Source organism: Pantoea sp. SGAir0430, from assembly GCF_043549295.1.
On sequence record NZ_CP039427.1, the window covers coordinates 47,160 to 64,007 of the forward strand.

Annotated in this window: 19 protein-coding genes; 13 read left to right on the forward strand and 6 right to left on the reverse strand. The window is 55.9% G+C overall.

Going from position 1 to position 16,848, the window contains the following annotated elements; translation table 11 throughout:
* Window positions 1-278: 278 nt before the first annotated feature.
* From rpoE to acpS, 11 genes are all read left to right on the forward strand, one after another.
* A complete protein-coding gene (gene rpoE, locus E7738_RS00335) occupies window positions 279-857 on the forward strand; it encodes an RNA polymerase sigma factor RpoE (protein ID WP_010617748.1) in 579 nt (192 codons plus the stop codon).
* A gap of 27 nt (window positions 858-884) precedes the next feature.
* Window positions 885-1,541 carry an anti-sigma-E factor RseA gene (gene rseA / locus E7738_RS00340; protein WP_021506518.1) on the forward strand — a complete coding sequence of 219 codons (657 nt, stop codon included), beginning with the start codon at window positions 885-887 and terminating at the stop codon, window positions 1,539-1,541.
* Window positions 1,541-2,497 carry a sigma-E factor regulatory protein RseB gene (gene rseB / locus E7738_RS00345; RefSeq protein ID WP_031279374.1) on the forward strand — a complete coding sequence of 319 codons (957 nt, stop codon included), beginning with the start codon at window positions 1,541-1,543 and terminating at the stop codon, window positions 2,495-2,497. Before rseA ends, rseB begins: the two co-directional genes overlap by 1 nt.
* Window positions 2,494-2,958 (forward strand): SoxR-reducing system protein RseC, encoded by a 465-nt coding sequence (rseC, locus tag E7738_RS00350; protein WP_021506520.1) that lies wholly within the window; start codon window positions 2,494-2,496, stop codon window positions 2,956-2,958. Before rseB ends, rseC begins: the two co-directional genes overlap by 4 nt.
* A 218-nt stretch (window positions 2,959-3,176) precedes the next feature.
* Window positions 3,177-4,976: a translation elongation factor 4 gene (gene lepA / locus E7738_RS00355; RefSeq protein ID WP_031279376.1), complete on the forward strand. Its 1,800-nt coding sequence runs from the start codon at window positions 3,177-3,179 to the stop codon at window positions 4,974-4,976.
* 9 nt (window positions 4,977-4,985) lie between these two features.
* The gene (lepB, locus tag E7738_RS00360) at window positions 4,986-5,957 is read left to right on the forward strand and encodes a signal peptidase I (protein WP_021506522.1); all 972 of its coding nucleotides are present in this window, start codon (window positions 4,986-4,988) and stop codon (window positions 5,955-5,957) included.
* Window positions 5,958-6,075: 118 nt separating this feature from the next.
* Window positions 6,076-6,756: a ribonuclease III gene (gene rnc, locus E7738_RS00365; RefSeq protein ID WP_021506523.1), complete on the forward strand. Its 681-nt coding sequence runs from the start codon at window positions 6,076-6,078 to the stop codon at window positions 6,754-6,756.
* A gap of 48 nt (window positions 6,757-6,804) precedes the next feature.
* Window positions 6,805-7,707 (forward strand): GTPase Era, encoded by a 903-nt coding sequence (gene era, locus E7738_RS00370; RefSeq protein WP_058758278.1) that lies wholly within the window; start codon window positions 6,805-6,807, stop codon window positions 7,705-7,707.
* 3 nt (window positions 7,708-7,710) lie between these two features.
* A complete protein-coding gene (gene recO, locus E7738_RS00375; protein WP_058775641.1) occupies window positions 7,711-8,448 on the forward strand; it encodes a DNA repair protein RecO in 738 nt (245 codons plus the stop codon).
* 60 nt (window positions 8,449-8,508) lie between these two features.
* Window positions 8,509-9,240: a pyridoxine 5'-phosphate synthase gene (pdxJ, locus tag E7738_RS00380; protein ID WP_104188706.1), complete on the forward strand. Its 732-nt coding sequence runs from the start codon at window positions 8,509-8,511 to the stop codon at window positions 9,238-9,240.
* Entirely contained in the window at window positions 9,240-9,620 is a 381-nt protein-coding gene (gene acpS / locus E7738_RS00385) for a holo-ACP synthase (protein WP_010617758.1), read from the forward strand. Before pdxJ ends, acpS begins: the two co-directional genes overlap by 1 nt.
* Here acpS and E7738_RS00390 read toward each other — a convergent pair.
* The 5 genes from E7738_RS00390 to E7738_RS00410 all read right to left on the reverse strand — a co-directional run bounded on the left by E7738_RS00390 (window position 9,617) and on the right by E7738_RS00410 (window position 13,896).
* Entirely contained in the window at window positions 9,617-9,865 is a 249-nt protein-coding gene (locus tag E7738_RS00390; RefSeq protein ID WP_010617759.1) for a YfhL family 4Fe-4S dicluster ferredoxin, read from the reverse strand. The genes acpS and E7738_RS00390 overlap by 4 nt on opposite strands.
* Window positions 9,866-10,189: 324 nt before the next feature.
* Window positions 10,190-11,611: a hypothetical protein gene (locus E7738_RS00395; protein WP_394515984.1), complete on the reverse strand. Its 1,422-nt coding sequence runs from the start codon at window positions 11,609-11,611 to the stop codon at window positions 10,190-10,192.
* A complete protein-coding gene (locus E7738_RS00400; RefSeq protein ID WP_058781719.1) occupies window positions 11,608-12,519 on the reverse strand; it encodes a glycosyltransferase family 2 protein in 912 nt (303 codons plus the stop codon). Before E7738_RS00400 ends, E7738_RS00395 begins: the two co-directional genes overlap by 4 nt.
* Window positions 12,516-12,878 (reverse strand): GtrA family protein, encoded by a 363-nt coding sequence (locus E7738_RS00405; protein ID WP_058781808.1) that lies wholly within the window; start codon window positions 12,876-12,878, stop codon window positions 12,516-12,518. The genes E7738_RS00400 and E7738_RS00405 overlap by 4 nt, the downstream gene beginning before the upstream one ends.
* Window positions 12,879-13,056: 178 nt before the next feature.
* Window positions 13,057-13,896, reverse strand: coding sequence for a MurR/RpiR family transcriptional regulator (locus tag E7738_RS00410; protein WP_021506531.1), 840 nt, complete (start codon window positions 13,894-13,896; stop codon window positions 13,057-13,059).
* A gap of 216 nt (window positions 13,897-14,112) precedes the next feature.
* Between E7738_RS00410 and yfhb the strand changes: the two genes are divergently transcribed.
* Both yfhb and tadA read left to right on the forward strand, forming a co-directional pair.
* Window positions 14,113-14,751, forward strand: a complete 639-nt coding sequence (gene yfhb / locus E7738_RS00415) for a phosphatidylglycerophosphatase C (RefSeq protein WP_010618503.1) — start codon at window positions 14,113-14,115, stop codon at window positions 14,749-14,751.
* 57 nt (window positions 14,752-14,808) lie between these two features.
* Complete coding sequence (gene tadA / locus E7738_RS00420; protein ID WP_071813580.1) at window positions 14,809-15,303, forward strand: tRNA adenosine(34) deaminase TadA; 495 nt, start codon at window positions 14,809-14,811, stop codon at window positions 15,301-15,303.
* On the opposite strand, the gene mltF is transcribed toward tadA, so the two are convergent.
* Window positions 15,300-16,757 (reverse strand): membrane-bound lytic murein transglycosylase MltF, encoded by a 1,458-nt coding sequence (gene mltF / locus E7738_RS00425; RefSeq protein WP_021506534.1) that lies wholly within the window; start codon window positions 16,755-16,757, stop codon window positions 15,300-15,302. The genes tadA and mltF overlap by 4 nt on opposite strands.
* Window positions 16,758-16,848 lie beyond the last annotated feature (91 nt).

The following is a 16,848-nucleotide window of genomic DNA, read 5'->3' on the forward strand; positions in this document are numbered from 1 at the left end:
AAACACGCTGAAAATTCAGGGAATAAAGGTGAAAAATGCGGCGTCATAGGGTACTCTGCCAGCGATTATCGGTGCCGCCTACGACACCACCAGTGCGGTAAGTCGCTACACTGAAAGACCATCAACAACAACGATGTCAGGGCACCGGTACAGAAAATATCAGGTCGTGGTGAACTTCAGGCCAGAACGGGACTCTAAGCACATGCTTGCTCACAATAAATGAGATGTGCTGGCAGTTCACTTACGCATAAAAGAGATTTGGGGAGACATTACCTCGGATGAGCGAGCAGTTAACGGATCAGGTTCTCGTTGAGCGGGTTCAGAAAGGAGATCAAAAGTCATTTAATTTACTGGTGATCCGATACCAGCATAAAGTGGCGAGCCTGGTTTCACGTTATGTCCCGTCAGGCGATGTGCCTGATGTGGTTCAGGAATCTTTCATTAAAGCGTATCGCGCACTGGAGTCGTTCCGGGGTGATAGCGCCTTTTACACGTGGCTGTACCGCATTGCGGTCAACACCGCGAAGAATTATCTGGTGGCTCAGGGGCGCCGGCCGCCGTCCAGCGATGTGGACGCGATTGACGCGGAAAATTTCGAAAGTGCGGGTGCGCTAAAAGAAATTTCGAACCCTGAGAACTTAATGTTGTCAGACGAACTGAAACAAATTGTTTTTCGGACGATTGAGGCGTTGCCTGAAGATCTGCGTATGGCCATCACCCTGCGGGAACTGGATGGTCTGAGTTACGAAGAGATCGCCGCCATCATGGATTGTCCGGTAGGTACCGTACGTTCACGTATCTTCCGGGCCCGGGAAGCCATTGATAATAAAGTTCAACCGCTTATCCAACGTCAGTGATAACGGCTACTGGAAGGGTACCAAAACATGCAGAAAGAAAAACTTTCCGCTTTAATGGATGGTGAAACTTTAGATAACGAGCTGCTGGCGTCGTTATCGAAGGATGCAGATCTACAAAAAAGCTGGGAGAGCTACCATTTGATCCGCGACACCCTGCGGGGCGATGTGGGCGAAGTGCTGCATTTTGATATCTCCGCACGCGTTGCTGCCGCCATCGAAAATGAGCCGGTGCGCAAAGTGACTTCGTTGATCCCGGAAGCACAGCCGGAGCCGTCGCGCTGGCAGAAAATGCCGTTCTGGCGTCGCGGTGGCGGCTGGGTTGCTCAGGTCACGCAGATCGGTGTGGCGGCCTGTGTGTCGCTGGCGGTGATCGTCGGTGTGCAGCACTACAACAGCTCACCAGCGGGCAGCGCGACGGAAACCTCGGACGCACCAGCCTTTAATACCTTACCGATGATGGGTAAAGCGTCACCGGTCAGCCTGGGCGTGCCGTCTGATGCTTTTGACACCAACAGCTCAAATCAGCAGGTGCAGGAGCAGCGTCGCCGCGTGAATGCCATGCTGCAGGATTACGAACTGCAACGCCGTCTGCATGCCGATCAGGTGCAGTTTGAAAGCAATGCGCCGCAACAGGCGCAGGCTAACGTTCCCGGAACTCAGTCGTTAGGAACTCAACAGCAGTAATGAAGCAGCTTTGGTGTGCCGTTAGCCTGCTGGCAGGCAGCCTGCTTTGGTCATCTACCGCCCCGGCGCAGACATCTGCGTCCGGGGCGTTGTTACAGCAGATGGAGCAGGCCAGCCAGAACCTCAACTACGAATTCGCCTATATCAATGTCTCACGTCTGGGCATTGAATCCCTGCGTTACCGCCATGCGGTCATCGACAATCGTGTGTTCGCTCAGCTATTACAGATGGACGGACCGCGCCGAGAGGTGATCCAGCGCGGCAACGACATCAGCTATTTCGAACCGGGTCTCGATCCGTTCTCGCTGCCGGGCAACCACATTATTGATGCGCTTCCGGCGCTGATGTTCGCTGACTTCTCGCGCCTCGGCGATGCCTACGATTTTATTCCGGTAGGGCGTTCCCGCATGGCCGATCAGATGTGCGAAGTGGTGCGCATAGTGTCGCGTGACGGCACGCGTTATAGCTACGTGGTGTGGCTGGACGTCGATACCAAATTGCCGCTGCGGATTGATTTGCTGGATCGCGACGGTGAGACGCTGGAGCAGTTCCGCGTCATCAGTTTTGCCGTCGATGAAGGCGTGCGCAATCTGATGCAGGGGCTGGAAAAAGCCAATCTGCCGCCGTCGCTGTCGTTACCGGCGGGCGACAAAGTGCAGCTCAGCTGGCAGCCAGGCTGGTTACCGGCTGGCATGAAGCTGATTTCGCAAAGCCGGCGTGATATTCCGGCGATGAACAAAACCGTAGAATCCCGTCTGTACAGCGATGGCTTGTTCAGCTTCGCTATTAACATCACGCCTGCCGATAAAAGCAGTTCGCCACAGTCATTGCGCACTGGGCGTCGTACGGTGCAGACCGAAGTGCGCGATAATCGTGAAATTACCGTGGTGGGCGAATTGCCGCCGACCACCGCCAAACGTATCGCGGACAGCATAGATTCAGGTGCGACAAAATGATGAGAGAATGGGCCACCGTGGTGGCATGGAAAGAGGGCGTCGCTACTCTGCATTCGGAAGCGAAAACCTCCTGCAACAGTTGTTCAGCGCGCAAAGGCTGCGGCAGCCATGCGCTCAACCAGCTGGGACCGAAAAACGCCCATGTGATGACCATCGCCAGTCCGGAGCCACTACAGCCGGGTCAGCGCATTGAGCTGGGCATTCGCGAAAGCAGCCTGCTCGGTTCTGCACTGCTGGTGTATATGACGCCACTGTTTGGTCTGTTCCTGGTCGCGGGCCTGTTCCAGATGCTGTTCCACAGCGACCTGGCGGCGGCCTGCGGTGCGCTGCTGGGTGGCGTTGGAGGCTTTATTGTTGCCAAAGGGGTTTCCAGCCGGTTTGGCGATCGCGAAGCGTTCCAGCCGGTGATTCTCAGCGTTGCGCTCCCGCCTGATGCGCTACGGGTGGAAAACCATAGTTAATCCCCGTTCAGGCCGCGTATTGCGCGGCCTTTTCATTTCGTCTTAATCGCTGAATTCTGTTGCGATTCCCCGCAGTTCCATTCTTTAACGCGCGGCGTTAACAGTGTAATATGCGTCGTCATTAATGAGGCTGACAGGGTTCCGGGTAAAGCTCACTTGCCTGAATGTGTCTGTGCTCACGTTTTCAACTGATTTTCTACGTGAAGATATTCATATAAATGAAGCACATACGAAATTTCTCCATTATCGCTCACATTGACCATGGCAAATCAACGCTCTCTGACCGTTTGATTCAGATTTGCGGTGGCCTGAGCGATCGTGAGATGGCGGCGCAGGTTCTGGATTCGATGGATCTGGAGCGCGAGCGCGGCATCACCATTAAAGCGCAGAGCGTTACGCTCGATTACCACGCGCCAAACGGTGAAACTTACCAGCTCAATTTTATCGACACCCCAGGCCATGTTGACTTCTCTTATGAAGTTTCCCGCTCGCTGGCGGCCTGTGAAGGGGCATTGCTGGTGGTTGATGCAGGTCAGGGCGTTGAAGCGCAGACCCTGGCGAACTGCTACACCGCCATGGAAATGGATCTGGAAGTGGTACCGGTACTGAACAAGATCGACCTGCCTGCGGCCGACCCGGAGCGCGTGGCGGAAGAGATTGAAGATATCGTCGGCATCGACGCCGCTGATGCGGTGCGTTGCTCGGCGAAAACCGGCGTCGGCGTACCGGATGTGCTGGAACGTCTGGTGCGCGACATTCCGCCGCCGGAAGGCGATCCGGAAGGCCCGCTGCAGGCGCTGATCATCGACTCATGGTTTGATAACTACCTCGGTGTGGTCTCGCTGATCCGTATTAAAAACGGCACGCTGCGCAAAGGTGACAAAGTCAAAGTGATGAGTACCGGCCAGGTGTACAACGCTGACCGCCTCGGCATTTTCACGCCAAAACAAATTGACCGTACCGAGCTGAAGTGTGGCGAGGTAGGCTGGCTGGTGTGTGCCATCAAAGACATCCTCGGCGCACCGGTGGGCGATACCCTGACGCTGCAGCGCAATCCAGCGGACAAAGCGCTGCCGGGCTTCAAAAAAGTGAAGCCACAGGTGTATGCCGGTCTGTTCCCGGTAAGCTCTGACGACTACGAAGCTTTCCGTGATGCATTAGGCAAGCTGAGCCTGAACGACGCCTCACTGTTCTATGAGCCAGAGAGCTCCACCGCGCTGGGCTTTGGCTTCCGCTGTGGCTTCCTCGGCCTGCTGCACATGGAGATCATCCAGGAGCGTCTGGAGCGTGAATACGATCTCGACCTGATCACCACCGCGCCAACGGTTGTGTACGAAGTAGAAACCACTGACGGAGAAGTAGTGTACGTCGACAGCCCATCGAAGCTGCCGCCGCTGAATAATATTGCTGAACTGCGCGAACCGATCGCTGAGTGTCATATGCTGCTGCCGCAGGAGTTTCTGGGCAACGTCATTACGCTGTGTATCGAAAAACGCGGTGTGCAGACTAACATGGTTTACCACGGCAAACAGGTTGCGCTGACCTATGAGATTCCGATGGCGGAAGTGGTACTCGACTTCTTCGACCGTCTGAAATCCACGTCGCGCGGCTATGCGTCGCTGGACTATAACTTCAAACGTTTCCAGACCTCTGACATGGTGCGCGTCGACGTCCTGATTAACTCAGAACGCGTTGATGCGCTGGCGCTGATTACGCACCGTGATAACTCACAGTATCGTGGCCGCGAGCTGGTGGAGAAGATGAAAGATCTGATTCCGCGCCAGCAGTTCGATATTGCGATTCAGGCAGCAATCGGCAACCACATTATCGCTCGCTCAACAGTGAAGCAGCTGCGTAAAAACGTCCTGGCGAAATGCTATGGCGGTGACGTCAGCCGTAAGAAAAAGCTGTTGCAGAAGCAGAAAGAAGGTAAGAAGCGAATGAAGCAGGTCGGCAACGTTGAGCTGCCGCAGGAAGCATTCCTTGCCATTCTGCATGTCGGTAAAGACAGCAAATAAGGAACTTTAATGGCTAACATGTTCGCCCTGATTCTGGTGATTGCCACTCTGTTAACCGGCATCATCTGGTGTATCGATCGCTTTAAGTGGGCCCCGGCGCGCCGGGCAAAGCAGGCGGCGGCACAGGCTCAGGCAGGTAATTCGCTCGACAGCAAAACGCTGGCCAAAGTGGCCGCGCAGCCAGGCTGGGTTGAAACCGCAGCGTCGGTGTTCCCGGTGCTGGCGGTGGTACTGATCGTGCGCTCGTTTATCTTCGAACCGTTTCAGATCCCTTCTGGCTCGATGATGCCGACGCTGCTGATTGGCGACTTCATCCTGGTGGAGAAATTTGCTTACGGCATCAAAGATCCGATCACGCAAACCACGCTGATCCCGACCGGCCATCCGCAGCGCGGAGATGTCGCGGTGTTCAAATACCCGAAGGATCCGAGCGTGGATTACATCAAGCGCGTGATCGGTCTGCCGGGCGACAAAGTGGTGTTTGATCCTTACAGCAAAACCCTGACCATTAACCCAGGCTGCGGCACGGGCAAGTGTGACACGGCGCTGCCGGTGACCTATACCAACATTGAGCCGAGCGATTTCATCCAGACCTTCAGCGGCTTTGATGGTAACGAAACCGGCAACGGTTTCTACCAGGTGCCGCAGGGCGAAACGCTGCGTGGCGGCCTGCGTCTTGGCACGCGCAAAGAGACGCTGGGCAACGTCACGCACGATATCCTGCTGGTGAACGAAGCGCAGAGCCAGGCGAGCATGTATTATCAGCAGCCGGGTCAGCCGCAGGCCACGTGGATTGTGCCGCAGGGGCAATACTTCATGATGGGCGATAACCGTGATAACAGCGCCGACAGCCGCTACTGGGGCTTTGTGCCCGAGAAGAATCTGGTCGGCAAAGCGGTTGCTATCTGGATGAGCTTTGAGAAACAGGAAGGACAGTGGCCGACCGGCGTACGACTGAGTCGCATTGGCGGTATCCACTGATTTAAAAACGGTTGGCTTCCTGCGAGTCAGGGAGCCACTGCACACCAAACAGAACGTGCTGGAACTTCAGCCCTGTTTGGTATGCAGAGTCACAGACGCACAGAACAACTGGAATCGCATGAACCCCATCCTCATTAACAAGCTGCAGCGCAAACTGGGCTACACTTTTACTCATCCGGAATTACTGCAGCAGGCTCTGACTCACCGCAGTGCCAGCAGCAAACATAACGAGCGTCTTGAATTTCTTGGCGATTCTATCCTCAGCTATGTGATTGCCAACGCGCTGTATCACCGCTTCCCGCGCGTGGACGAAGGCGACATGAGCCGCATGCGTGCTACGCTGGTGCGCGGCAACACGCTGGCCGAAATGGCGCGCGAGTTTGAGCTGGGCGAATGTCTGCGTCTGGGGCCGGGCGAGCTGAAAAGCGGCGGGTTCCGCCGGGAATCCATCCTCGCGGATACCGTCGAGGCGCTGATCGGTGGCATCTTCCTCGACAGCAACATTCAGACGGTCGAGAAGCTGATTCTCGACTGGTATCAGAATCGCCTCGAGCAGATCAGCCCGGGCGATAAGCAAAAAGATCCGAAAACGCGCCTGCAGGAGTATCTGCAGGGTCGTCATCTGCCGCTGCCGTCTTATCTGGTGGTACAGGTGCGTGGCGAAGCGCACGATCAGGAATTCACCATTCACTGTCAGGTGAGTGGGATGGCTGAACCGGTAGTGGGCGTGGGCTCCAGCCGCCGTAAAGCAGAGCAGGCCGCCGCCGAACAGGCGTTAATCAAGCTCGGCCTCGAATAAATTGTCATTTCGCAGCCTCAGCAGTGAGGCTGCCCAATCAGGACCCGAATGAGCGAACTCGAAACATACAGCGGCTTTATCGCGATTGTCGGCCGGCCTAACGTCGGCAAATCCACCTTACTGAACCAGCTGCTGGGGCAGAAGGTGTCGATCACCTCGCGCAAGCCGCAAACCACGCGCCACCGCATCATGGGTATTCATACCGAAGGCGCTTATCAGGCGATCTACGTGGATACACCCGGCCTGCATATGGAAGAGAAGCGGGCGATCAACCGCCTGATGAACCGTGCTGCCAGCAGCTCCATCGGTGACGTTGAGCTGGTAATTTTTGTGGTGGAAGGCACGCGCTGGACGCCCGACGATGAGATGGTGCTGAACAAGCTGCGTGACGGCAAAGTGCCGGTGGTGCTGGCGGTGAACAAAGTCGACAACATCCAGGATAAAAGCATCCTGCTGCCGCACCTGCAGTTCCTCAGCCAGCAGATGAACTTCCTCGAGATCGTGCCGATCTCCGCCGAAACCGGTAAAAACGTGGATGCGATTGCGGAGATTGCCCGCAAGCGCCTGCCGCTGTCGGATCACCACTTCCCGGAAGACTACATCACCGATCGCTCGCAGCGTTTCATGGCCTCAGAAATCATCCGTGAAAAACTGATGCGCTTCCTCGGCGCCGAGTTACCGTATTCGGTTACCGTGGAGATTGAGCAGTTCGTCTCTAACGAGCGCGGCGGCTATGACATCAACGGTTTAATTCTGGTCGAGCGCGAAGGGCAGAAGAAGATGGTGATTGGCAACAAAGGTGCCAAAATCAAAACCATCGGTATCGAAGCGCGTAAAGACATGGAAGAGATGTTCGAGGCGAAAGTCCATCTCGAGCTGTGGGTCAAAGTGAAATCGGGCTGGGCGGACGACGAACGTGCGCTGCGCAGCCTGGGTTATACAGACGACTAATTGATGGAAGGCTGGCAACGCGCCTTTGTGCTGCATAGTCGCCCTTACAGCGAAACCAGCCTGCTGCTCGACCTGTTCAGCGAAAGTCAGGGACGCGTCCGCGTCCTTGCCAAGGGCGCACGCTCGCGCCGTTCCCAGCTGAAAGGCGCACTGCAACCCTTCACACCGCTACTGGTGCGCTGGGGCGGCCGTGGCGAAGTCAAAACCCTGCGTAACGCTGAAGCGGTATCGCTGGCGCTGCCGCTCAGCGGCATCACGCTCTACTGCGGCCTGTATGTTAACGAGCTGCTGTCGCGGGTGCTGGAGCAGGAAATCCCGTTCTCCGAACTGTTCTTCGATTATCTCTCCTGTATCCAGACGCTGGCGGCGGCCAATGGTTCGCCCGAGCCAGCGCTGCGCCGTTTTGAGCTGGCACTGCTGGGCCATCTGGGCTACGGCGTTGACTTTCTGCACTGCGCCGGCAGCGGCGAGGCGGTTGACGACAGCATGACCTACAGCTATCGCGAAGAGAAAGGCTTTATCGCCAGTCTGGTGGTCAATCAGCGCAGTTTCACCGGCCGCCAGCTGCGCGCGCTGTGGGAGCGCGAATTTCCCGACGCCGACACGCTGCGTGCCGCCAAACGCTTCACGCGCATGGCACTGAAACCTTATCTGGGCGGTAAGCCGCTGAAGAGCCAGGAGCTGTTCCGTCAGTTTGTGCCGAAAAAACGACCGAACGTGGCAAACGACGAGCGCGGGTGATGCACCTGACAGGCTCTGCGCGTTACACTGCAAACATACTGAACACATTTAAGGATTGTCATGGCTGAGTTGCTGTTAGGGGTCAACATCGATCACATCGCCACCGTACGTAACGCACGTGGCACAAACTATCCCGATCCGGTACAGGCCGCGTTTGTCGCGGAGCAGGCGGGCGCAGACGGCATTACCGTGCACCTGCGTGAAGATCGCCGTCACATCACCGACCGCGACGTGCGGATTCTGCGCGACACCATTCATACCCGCATGAATCTTGAGATGGCGGTCACCGACGAAATGGTGGGCATCGCCTGCGACATCAAACCGCATTTTGTCTGCCTGGTGCCGGAAAAGCGCCAGGAAGTGACGACGGAAGGCGGCCTTGATGTGGCCGGTCAGCAGGACAAGGTCAACGCGGCAGTCAAACAGCTGAGCGAGGCGGGCATTCTGGTGTCGCTGTTTATCGATGCCGATCAGCGCCAGATTGAAGCGGCGGTCGCCAGCGGTGCGCCTTACATTGAAATCCATACTGGCGCCTATGCTGAAGCAGCGGAAGGACTGGCACGCGATGCCGAACTGGCGCGTATCGCCAGCGCTGCGACCTTTGCCGCCAGTCGCGGCCTGAAGGTGAATGCTGGCCACGGTCTGACGTATCACAACGTCCAGCCGATTGCTGCGCTGCCGGAAATGCATGAGCTGAACATTGGTCACGCGATTATCGGTCGTGCGCTGTTCAGCGGTCTTGCTGCGGCGGTCAGCGACATGAAGACGCTGATGCGGGAAGCGCGCCGCTAATGGCCATTCTGGGGCTGGGCAGCGATATCGTCGAGATCGAGCGTATCGCCGGGGTGATTGAACGCTCTGGCGATCGTCTGGCGCGCCGCGTGCTGAGCGAAGCTGAGTGGCAGCAGTATCAGGCGCATCAGCAGCCGGTGCGCTTCCTCGCCAAGCGTTTTGCGGTGAAAGAGGCGGCGGCAAAAGCCTTCGGCACCGGCATTCGCGGCGGCTTAGCGTTTAATCAGTTTGAAGTGTACAACGATGCGCTGGGGAAGCCTGGCCTGCGCTTCTTTGAACAGGCCAAAGTGATTGCCAGCCAGCTGGGCGTGCAGCATGTGCACGTCACGCTGGCCGACGAGCGCCACTACGCCTGCGCCACGGTGATTATCGAAGATTAAGCGTGCAGCAGCACAAATTTCTCCCACAGCGCGTCGCGACTTTCCACGTGCTGTGGGTCTGAAAGAATAGTGTTATCAATCGGGCAGACGCTCTGACAGGTCGGCTCATCATAATGACCCACGCACTCGGTGCAGCGGTCAGCGTCGATCTGATAGATCGATTCACCCATGCTAATCGCCTGGTTCGGGCACTCAGGCTCGCACATGTCGCAGTTAATGCAGCGCTCAGTAATTATCAGTGCCATGGCATAAGCTCATCAGTTGCTTGTTTTCATTGCATTTTTCATGGTTAGTTCCGCTCTCCGGCGCAAAACGCCTGCTGAAATAGCGCTTTGCAGTGTGATTTTTCAATCGATGCAGGCGTAAACCAGCGGGGCGATCCCCTGAGCGGCACGCATATTATCACGCCGGGTGGCGTTCAAAAAATGACTTAGCGTAGTATTCAGCCGCCAGCAGAACGTGGCGACGTGACTGCTACCAGCCGATCTGATGTCGCGCCATAGCCAGAAAACCACGCAACGGTAAGCAGAGCCGTTGCGTGGTAAGCGAAATAAGGGCGGCGCTGGCCTTTATTTTATCGGTGCCAGCACGTGGGTGGCATCCAGCGTCAGACAGTCACCTGGACATTGATCGCTGCCGTAGATAACGGGCGCTTTTGGCAAGGAAAACTTCATCGCGTGCTCTTTTTTAATCGCGTCGGCCATACCGGCAAAGGTCCATGGCATACCCAGCGAAAGCGAACCGAACTCATCGTATTTTTTGGATTTTGCGACAGCAGGTAAGTTGTCGCTATCGATACGATAATAAAGCTGGCCAGAATATTCTGCAGGCACGCTCTCTGTGATTGCGCTGCTTAACAACTGATACTCGCGCTGCTGAGGCGTAGAAAAGCCCTTCTGAATATTCAGCATGCATGAGAGCACCGCAATGACGAGGCAAACGATACTGGCAGAAGTAGTTATCTTCAGCTTATTAAAGATCACGAATAAGCCAGCAATGAAGGCTGAGGTAGTGATTAACGACAGCGCGATAACCGTGCGATAGGCTGCCCAGTCCTCACTCACCAAAAGATTAGGAATGCCCGCCGCCAGCAGGAAAAACAGGAACAGAAAAGCTTTACGCGGTTTGAAATCGGGTGCCTTCACAATGCCCACGATGATCAGTGAGCAGGAGATGATAATACTGACAATCGAGCGCCCGGTATCAAAGTTGCACAGCGCATTTCTGAGCGGCTCAGCGATAAACCAGGTGATTTTTTTCAGCGGCGCTAAGGTGATATTGGTTCTGGCCAGTACTTCATTGAACAGCACGAGCGGCAGAACTTTCGCCAGTACCAGTGCCATCACCATGCCAAATCCCAGCATCAACATCAGCTTGATCACCGCGCTGCGCTGATAATTATTCCGGCTCATGCCCAGATCGAGCAGGGCAAAGAATAAAAAGCTCATGGCTGCGGGTTGGTAAATCGCAAAGGAAAGCGTCAGGCAAATAGCCGACAGTAGCACCCGGCCCAGGCCTTTGTTTTCCGCCAGCGTTGAATAACTGATGCCCGCCAGCAGTACGGACAGGACATAAGGAAAGCAGACTGTCCAGCCGACAAAAACCTGAAATGAGGGCAGCAAACAAATCAACGTGGCAAACGTCAGACGCTGGACCGCGCTGGCGAAAATGCTGCGACGCTCAAGGAAACGGATAATGTACCCGCCCAGTAAAATCAGGCTTAATAATGAGAGTGCACGGAGCCAGGTCAAATCCTGCACGTCATCGATCAGGAAAGCGAAGAAGTAGCGGATAGCACCATAAAAAGGTCGGCCCGATAAGATATCCCATTTGAAAATACTGAATGCATCGGTAGTGGATGCGTATAAATAGAACCAGTCGTCGGAAAATCCGTATGTTGATAAATAAACCGGGCTATAACCGATGAGTAAAGCGACGGCCAGTATCAGATACATGGCGGAGGGATGACGCTCAAAAACTGTTTTTTTCATTTCCTGCTCTTAATCACGTAGCGTGGTCTTTGTTTGGACTCAATGTAGATTCGGCCAATATATTCGCCCAGAACACCGATGCCGATAAGTTGCACTCCACCCAAAAACAGAATGGAAACCAGCAACGAAGGGTAACCCGCCACCGGATTGCCCCAGAGCAGTTTATCGATGATCATCCAGAATCCATAAAGAAAGGAGAGTAACGCGACGCTACCGCCGATGTAACTCCAGATGCGTAAGGGGAAGGTGGAAAAACTGGTTAATCCTTCTAATGCCAGATTCCACAATTTCCAGCCATTAAATTTCGACACCCCTGTGACGCGTTCAGCCCGATCATATTCCACAATCGCTGTGTTACCGCCAACCCAGGATAAAATGCCCTTCATGAACAGATTCCTTTCCGGCAGGCTTTTTATTTGTTCTACCGTCTCGCGCGACAGCAGACGAAAATCGCCAACGTTTTCCTCTATTTTCGGCGAGCTGATTTGGTTGTGGAAGTGATAAAACCACTCGGCTGTTTTACGTTTGACATGCCCATCGGCGCTGCGATCTTTCCGTTTAGCCAGAACCACATCGGCACCCGCTTGCCAGCGTTCAACCAGTTGATGGATAACGGCGATGGGATCCTGCAGATCAACATCAATCGGGATAACCGCGTCGCCGGTGGCATGCTCCAGTCCGGCAAACAACGCGGGCTCTTTGCCGAAATTGCGGGTAAATGACAGCGCAATGACCAGCGGATCCGAGATGGCCAGGGCATTGATGATGTTTTCGCTGCCATCGCTACTGCCGTCATTGATAAAAACAATTTCCACCTGATAGCCGGCTAATTCATGACGAACCGCCTGATAAAAGAGCGGAATGGTTTCCTCTTCATTGAAGACGGGCACGACGAGAGACAATTTCATTTTACTTCCCTGAAAACGATGTAATTAGAGTAGATGAAGCCGCAACCCAGGCTAATAAAGGAAAAGAGTATCAGGGTAACCACCGGGGAAAGCGTGCAGGCGTCGGCCATCCAGCCAACCAGCGCCGCCATGCCTCCCATAAAGCTGACATAAAGCAGGTAACGCAAGGGCGTGGCTGCAGAAGAGAAGGTCCAGCGGGCATTAGCAAAAAAGGAAAACGTCACCGCAACGCAGAATGCTCCAAAGTTAGCCATAGCCTGACCTGACTCGAACAGCTTGAGAATAAGCGCAAACACCGTCCAGTGAATCGCGGTATTGATAACGCCAATTCCTGCATAACGGGAAATAAGTTTCAGCATGACGAGAGAGATGAGTAAATTTGCCCTGATCATATACATCGGAAATTATCCTGCAAGCCCGATGCTGAAAATGCGTTTAATCGGGCCGAAAAGGATAGCGACAGGCAACAAAATCATTGCCCCGCCCGATGATCAATTTCGGGCTAAGGCAGGGGGGAATATCCTGATCATGGGGCAATCAGACCAGCTTTTTCACCAGCTCCTCGCTGTGACGAATATGGCTGGAGGCGCGTTCCGGATCGTTCTGCACCAGCGCCATAAACAGCAGATCGGTCAGCGCCAGCTGGGCGCTGGTGGAGGAGATGGCCGCGCTGCGCGTGCTCTGCTCCTCGGCGACGGTGTACAGGCAGACCGTCGCGCACTGCTGCAGCGAATTCGGGGTAAAGCCGGTGAACGCCAGCACATCGGCGCCAATGGCTGCGGCTTCCTGTGCCGCGAGGTTGATCTCGCGACGTTCGCCGGTGTAGGAGATTGCCAGCAGCACATCGCCGGGTGCCATCGCCTGAACGCTGGCCAGCAGCGCGTGCATGTCCTGCTCGGCGACGGCGTTGATGCCAATCTTCATCAGCTTCCACGAAAAATCTTTCGCCACCAGCCCGGAAGCGCCAATGCCGACCAGCAGAATGCGGTTGGCGTTTTTCAGCAGCTGCAGCGTTTCCGTGAGTTTCTCTTCGCTGTTGATATCCAGCGTGGCGCGAATCGCCGAAATTTTTTCCGTCAGCAGCTTTTCGCCGACAACTTTAAGCGGATCGTCACTCAGAATGTGGTTGTGCACGGTGATGGCATCGCGGTCGGCCAGCGACTCACTCAGCGCCAGCTTCAGCGCCGGAAAGCCTTTGTAACCCAGTTTCTGGGCGAACTTCACCACGCTCGACTGGCTGACGCCTGACTCTTCCGCCAGTTTTTGTGAACTCAGATGCCGTGCCCGATCAGGCTGCGACAGCAAAAAATCCGCCAGCCGACGCTCGTTCAGCGCCAGGCGTGGGTAGAGCTGGCGAATTCGCAGCAATGAACTCATGTCCGATCCTTAATCCATAGTCCCGCACACAGCTTAGCCGCTCGCGGAAGGAAATGTCTGGCCAGGAATGTCAGATGACATCGCGCCGACGCAGAGAATAAACTATTCAAATGGCATTGTAGCCACTGGAATTAAAAATGACAGCTTTCGCCCCGGCGCGCGATGCTGGCTACACTGTAGAGCAGGTATCGCCGCGTTTAGAAAAAGGAGTCGGGTTTGACAAAGGGTTCGCATCGCCGCGTGGTATTTTTTGACCTGGACGGCACGCTGCATCAGCAGGACATGTTTGGCACATTTATGCGTTATCTGTTGCGCCGCCAGCCGCTCAATCTGGTGCTGGTGGTGCCGCTGCTGCCGGTCATCGGCATGGGTATGCTGATAAAGGGCCGCGCCGCGCGCTGGCCGATGAGCCTGCTGTTGTGGGCTATCACCTTTGGCCATCGTGAGGCCACGCTGCGCCAGCGTGAGGCCGAATTTGCCCGCTGGTTTCGCGAGCGCGTTACCGCGTTTCCGGTGGTGCAGCAGCGGCTGACTGACTACCTCAGTAGCGAAGACGCCGATGTCTGGCTGATTACCGGCTCGCCGCAGTCGCTGGTGGAGCAGGTCTATTTTGATTCCGCGTTTCTGCCGCGCGTGAAGCTGATCGCCAGCCAGATGAAGCCGGGCCGTGGTGGCCGGGTATTAGCCATGCGCTGTCTCGGCCATGAAAAAGTGGCGCAGCTCGAGGAAAAAATCGGTACGCCGCTACAGCTGTACAGCGGCTACAGCGACAGCAAGCAGGATAACCCGCTGCTGTTTTTCTGCCAGCATCGCTGGCGCGTGACGCCGCGCGGTGAACTGCAACAGCTGGAGTGAATCGCAGCTGGATTCCGTCTATAATGCGCCGCCTTGTTAATCCGCAGGAGTTGCCCGTTGAACCCACAAACTGATGAATACTGGATGCGCCACGCGCTTGAACTGGCGCGGCGTGCGTGGGAGCAGGGCGAAGTGCCGGTCGGTGCGGTGCTGGTGCAGGGCGACAGAGTGATTGGCGAGGGCTGGAACCGGCCGATTAGCCAGTGCGATCCCACCGCGCATGCCGAGATTATGGCGCTGCGTCAGGGCGGAAAAGTGATTGATAACTACCGGCTGCTCGACACCACCTTATACGTGACGCTGGAGCCGTGCGTGATGTGCGCCGGTGCCATGGTGCACAGCCGGATTACCCGTCTGGTCTATGGCGCGAAGGATGAGAAAACCGGTGCCGCCGGTTCGCTGCTGGATGTGATCGGCCATCCGGGCATGAATCATCAGATAGAGATTGCGCATGGCGTGCTGGCAGAGGAGTGCGCCACGCTGCTGAGCGACTTCTTCCGTATGCGCCGGGAACAGAAGCGCGCACAGCGGCAGGCGCTGCGCGCCGATTAGTTCATCGCAATCTTCGGTTCGACAGCCGGATAACCGGCACCGAGTTCCGCTTCCAGCGCCGACTGCTGCGCCAGCCGTTTCTCCTGCTCCTGCAGATAGCCTACCAGGCTGATCTGATACTTACGGATGTTCTCAACGTAGTTATAAGCTTCGTGGCCGCGCGCATAGCCATAAGTGGTCTGCGCGTAATAGCGCTTCTGGCTCAGCATCGGCAGGCGCAGCTTAACGTCGGCCCAGCTGTCCGGATTGCCACCCTGTTTGAGGGTCAGCCGGCGTGCATCCAGCATATGCGCGTAACCCATGTTGTAGGCCGCCAGCGCAAACCAGATGCGTTCATCTTCCGGAATGGTCTCCGGCACTTTTTCCATCATGCGCCGCAGGTATTCGCTGCCACCGCGAATGCTCTGTTCCGGATCGAGACGATCGTTCACGTCGAGGCTGTCAGCGGTATTGCGCGTCAGCATCATCATGCCGCGCACGCCGGTGGGCGAGGTCGCCTGCGGATTCCAGTGCGACTCCTGATAGGAAATCGCCGCCAGCAGGCGCCAGTCGATACTGGACGCGTACTTCTCAAACAGCGGCTTGATATCCGGCAGCGTGTTATCAATTGCGCGCAGGAAGGTGCGGGTATCGACATAATCAAAGGTGCCGACGTGGCCGAGATACTTCTCTTCCAGCCGCGCCATGGTGCCTTCTTCCCCCATCTGACTGTAGAAGTCGAGCATGGCGGCGTTCAGGCTATCGTCATCGTTACGCGGCAGATACCAGGTCACCGGCTCTTCATCGGTAATATCAAACGCCACCGCCAGCTGTGGATGGATACGCTGCAGCAGGCCGATGGTCACCGAATCTCCCACGGTATAGTCGAGCTTGCCGTCGGCAACCGCTTCCAGCAGCGCTTTCTGGCCCATATCGGTGGAAATGGCCCAGTCGAGATCGGGATAGCTGTCCGCTTTGGCGGAACGTAACGTTGACAGATAGGCTGAACCGGACTGCACAATCAGCCGGCCTTTCAGATCACCAAGGTTTTTGGGCCGCGGCTTGTCGATGCGATACACCAGCTGCTGCGACACGGAATAGTAGCTCGGGCCACTCTGATAACGGCTGAGGCGCTCGCTGTTGTAGATCAGCCCGGCGGCCAGCAGGTCGGCTTTGCCGTCGTCGAGATCGTCAAACAGGTCGCCGAGGTTGGGCCGCACCGTGACTTCCAGCTTCACGCCAAGATAATCGGCGAAGCGCTTCGCCAGCTCGTAGTCCATACCGGCTGGTGCATTATTGATGGTGTAGTAAGTCAGCGGCGAGTTGACGGTACTGATGCGCAACACTCCCCGCGATTTGATCTGTGATAACGCGTCTTTTCCGCCCCCGTACCAGGGGATGGACGGCCACAGCGCCAGCGCAAGCAGCACGGTGATCAGACCGATAAACAGATAATTTAATTTCAGGCGTTTCAAATAGTTGTCTCGTAATGGCTCACAGGCCTCTGTCTTTTAAAGGCAGTATTTATGTTGTTTTGCACTCCCAGAGCGTGGGGCATTTTGCGCA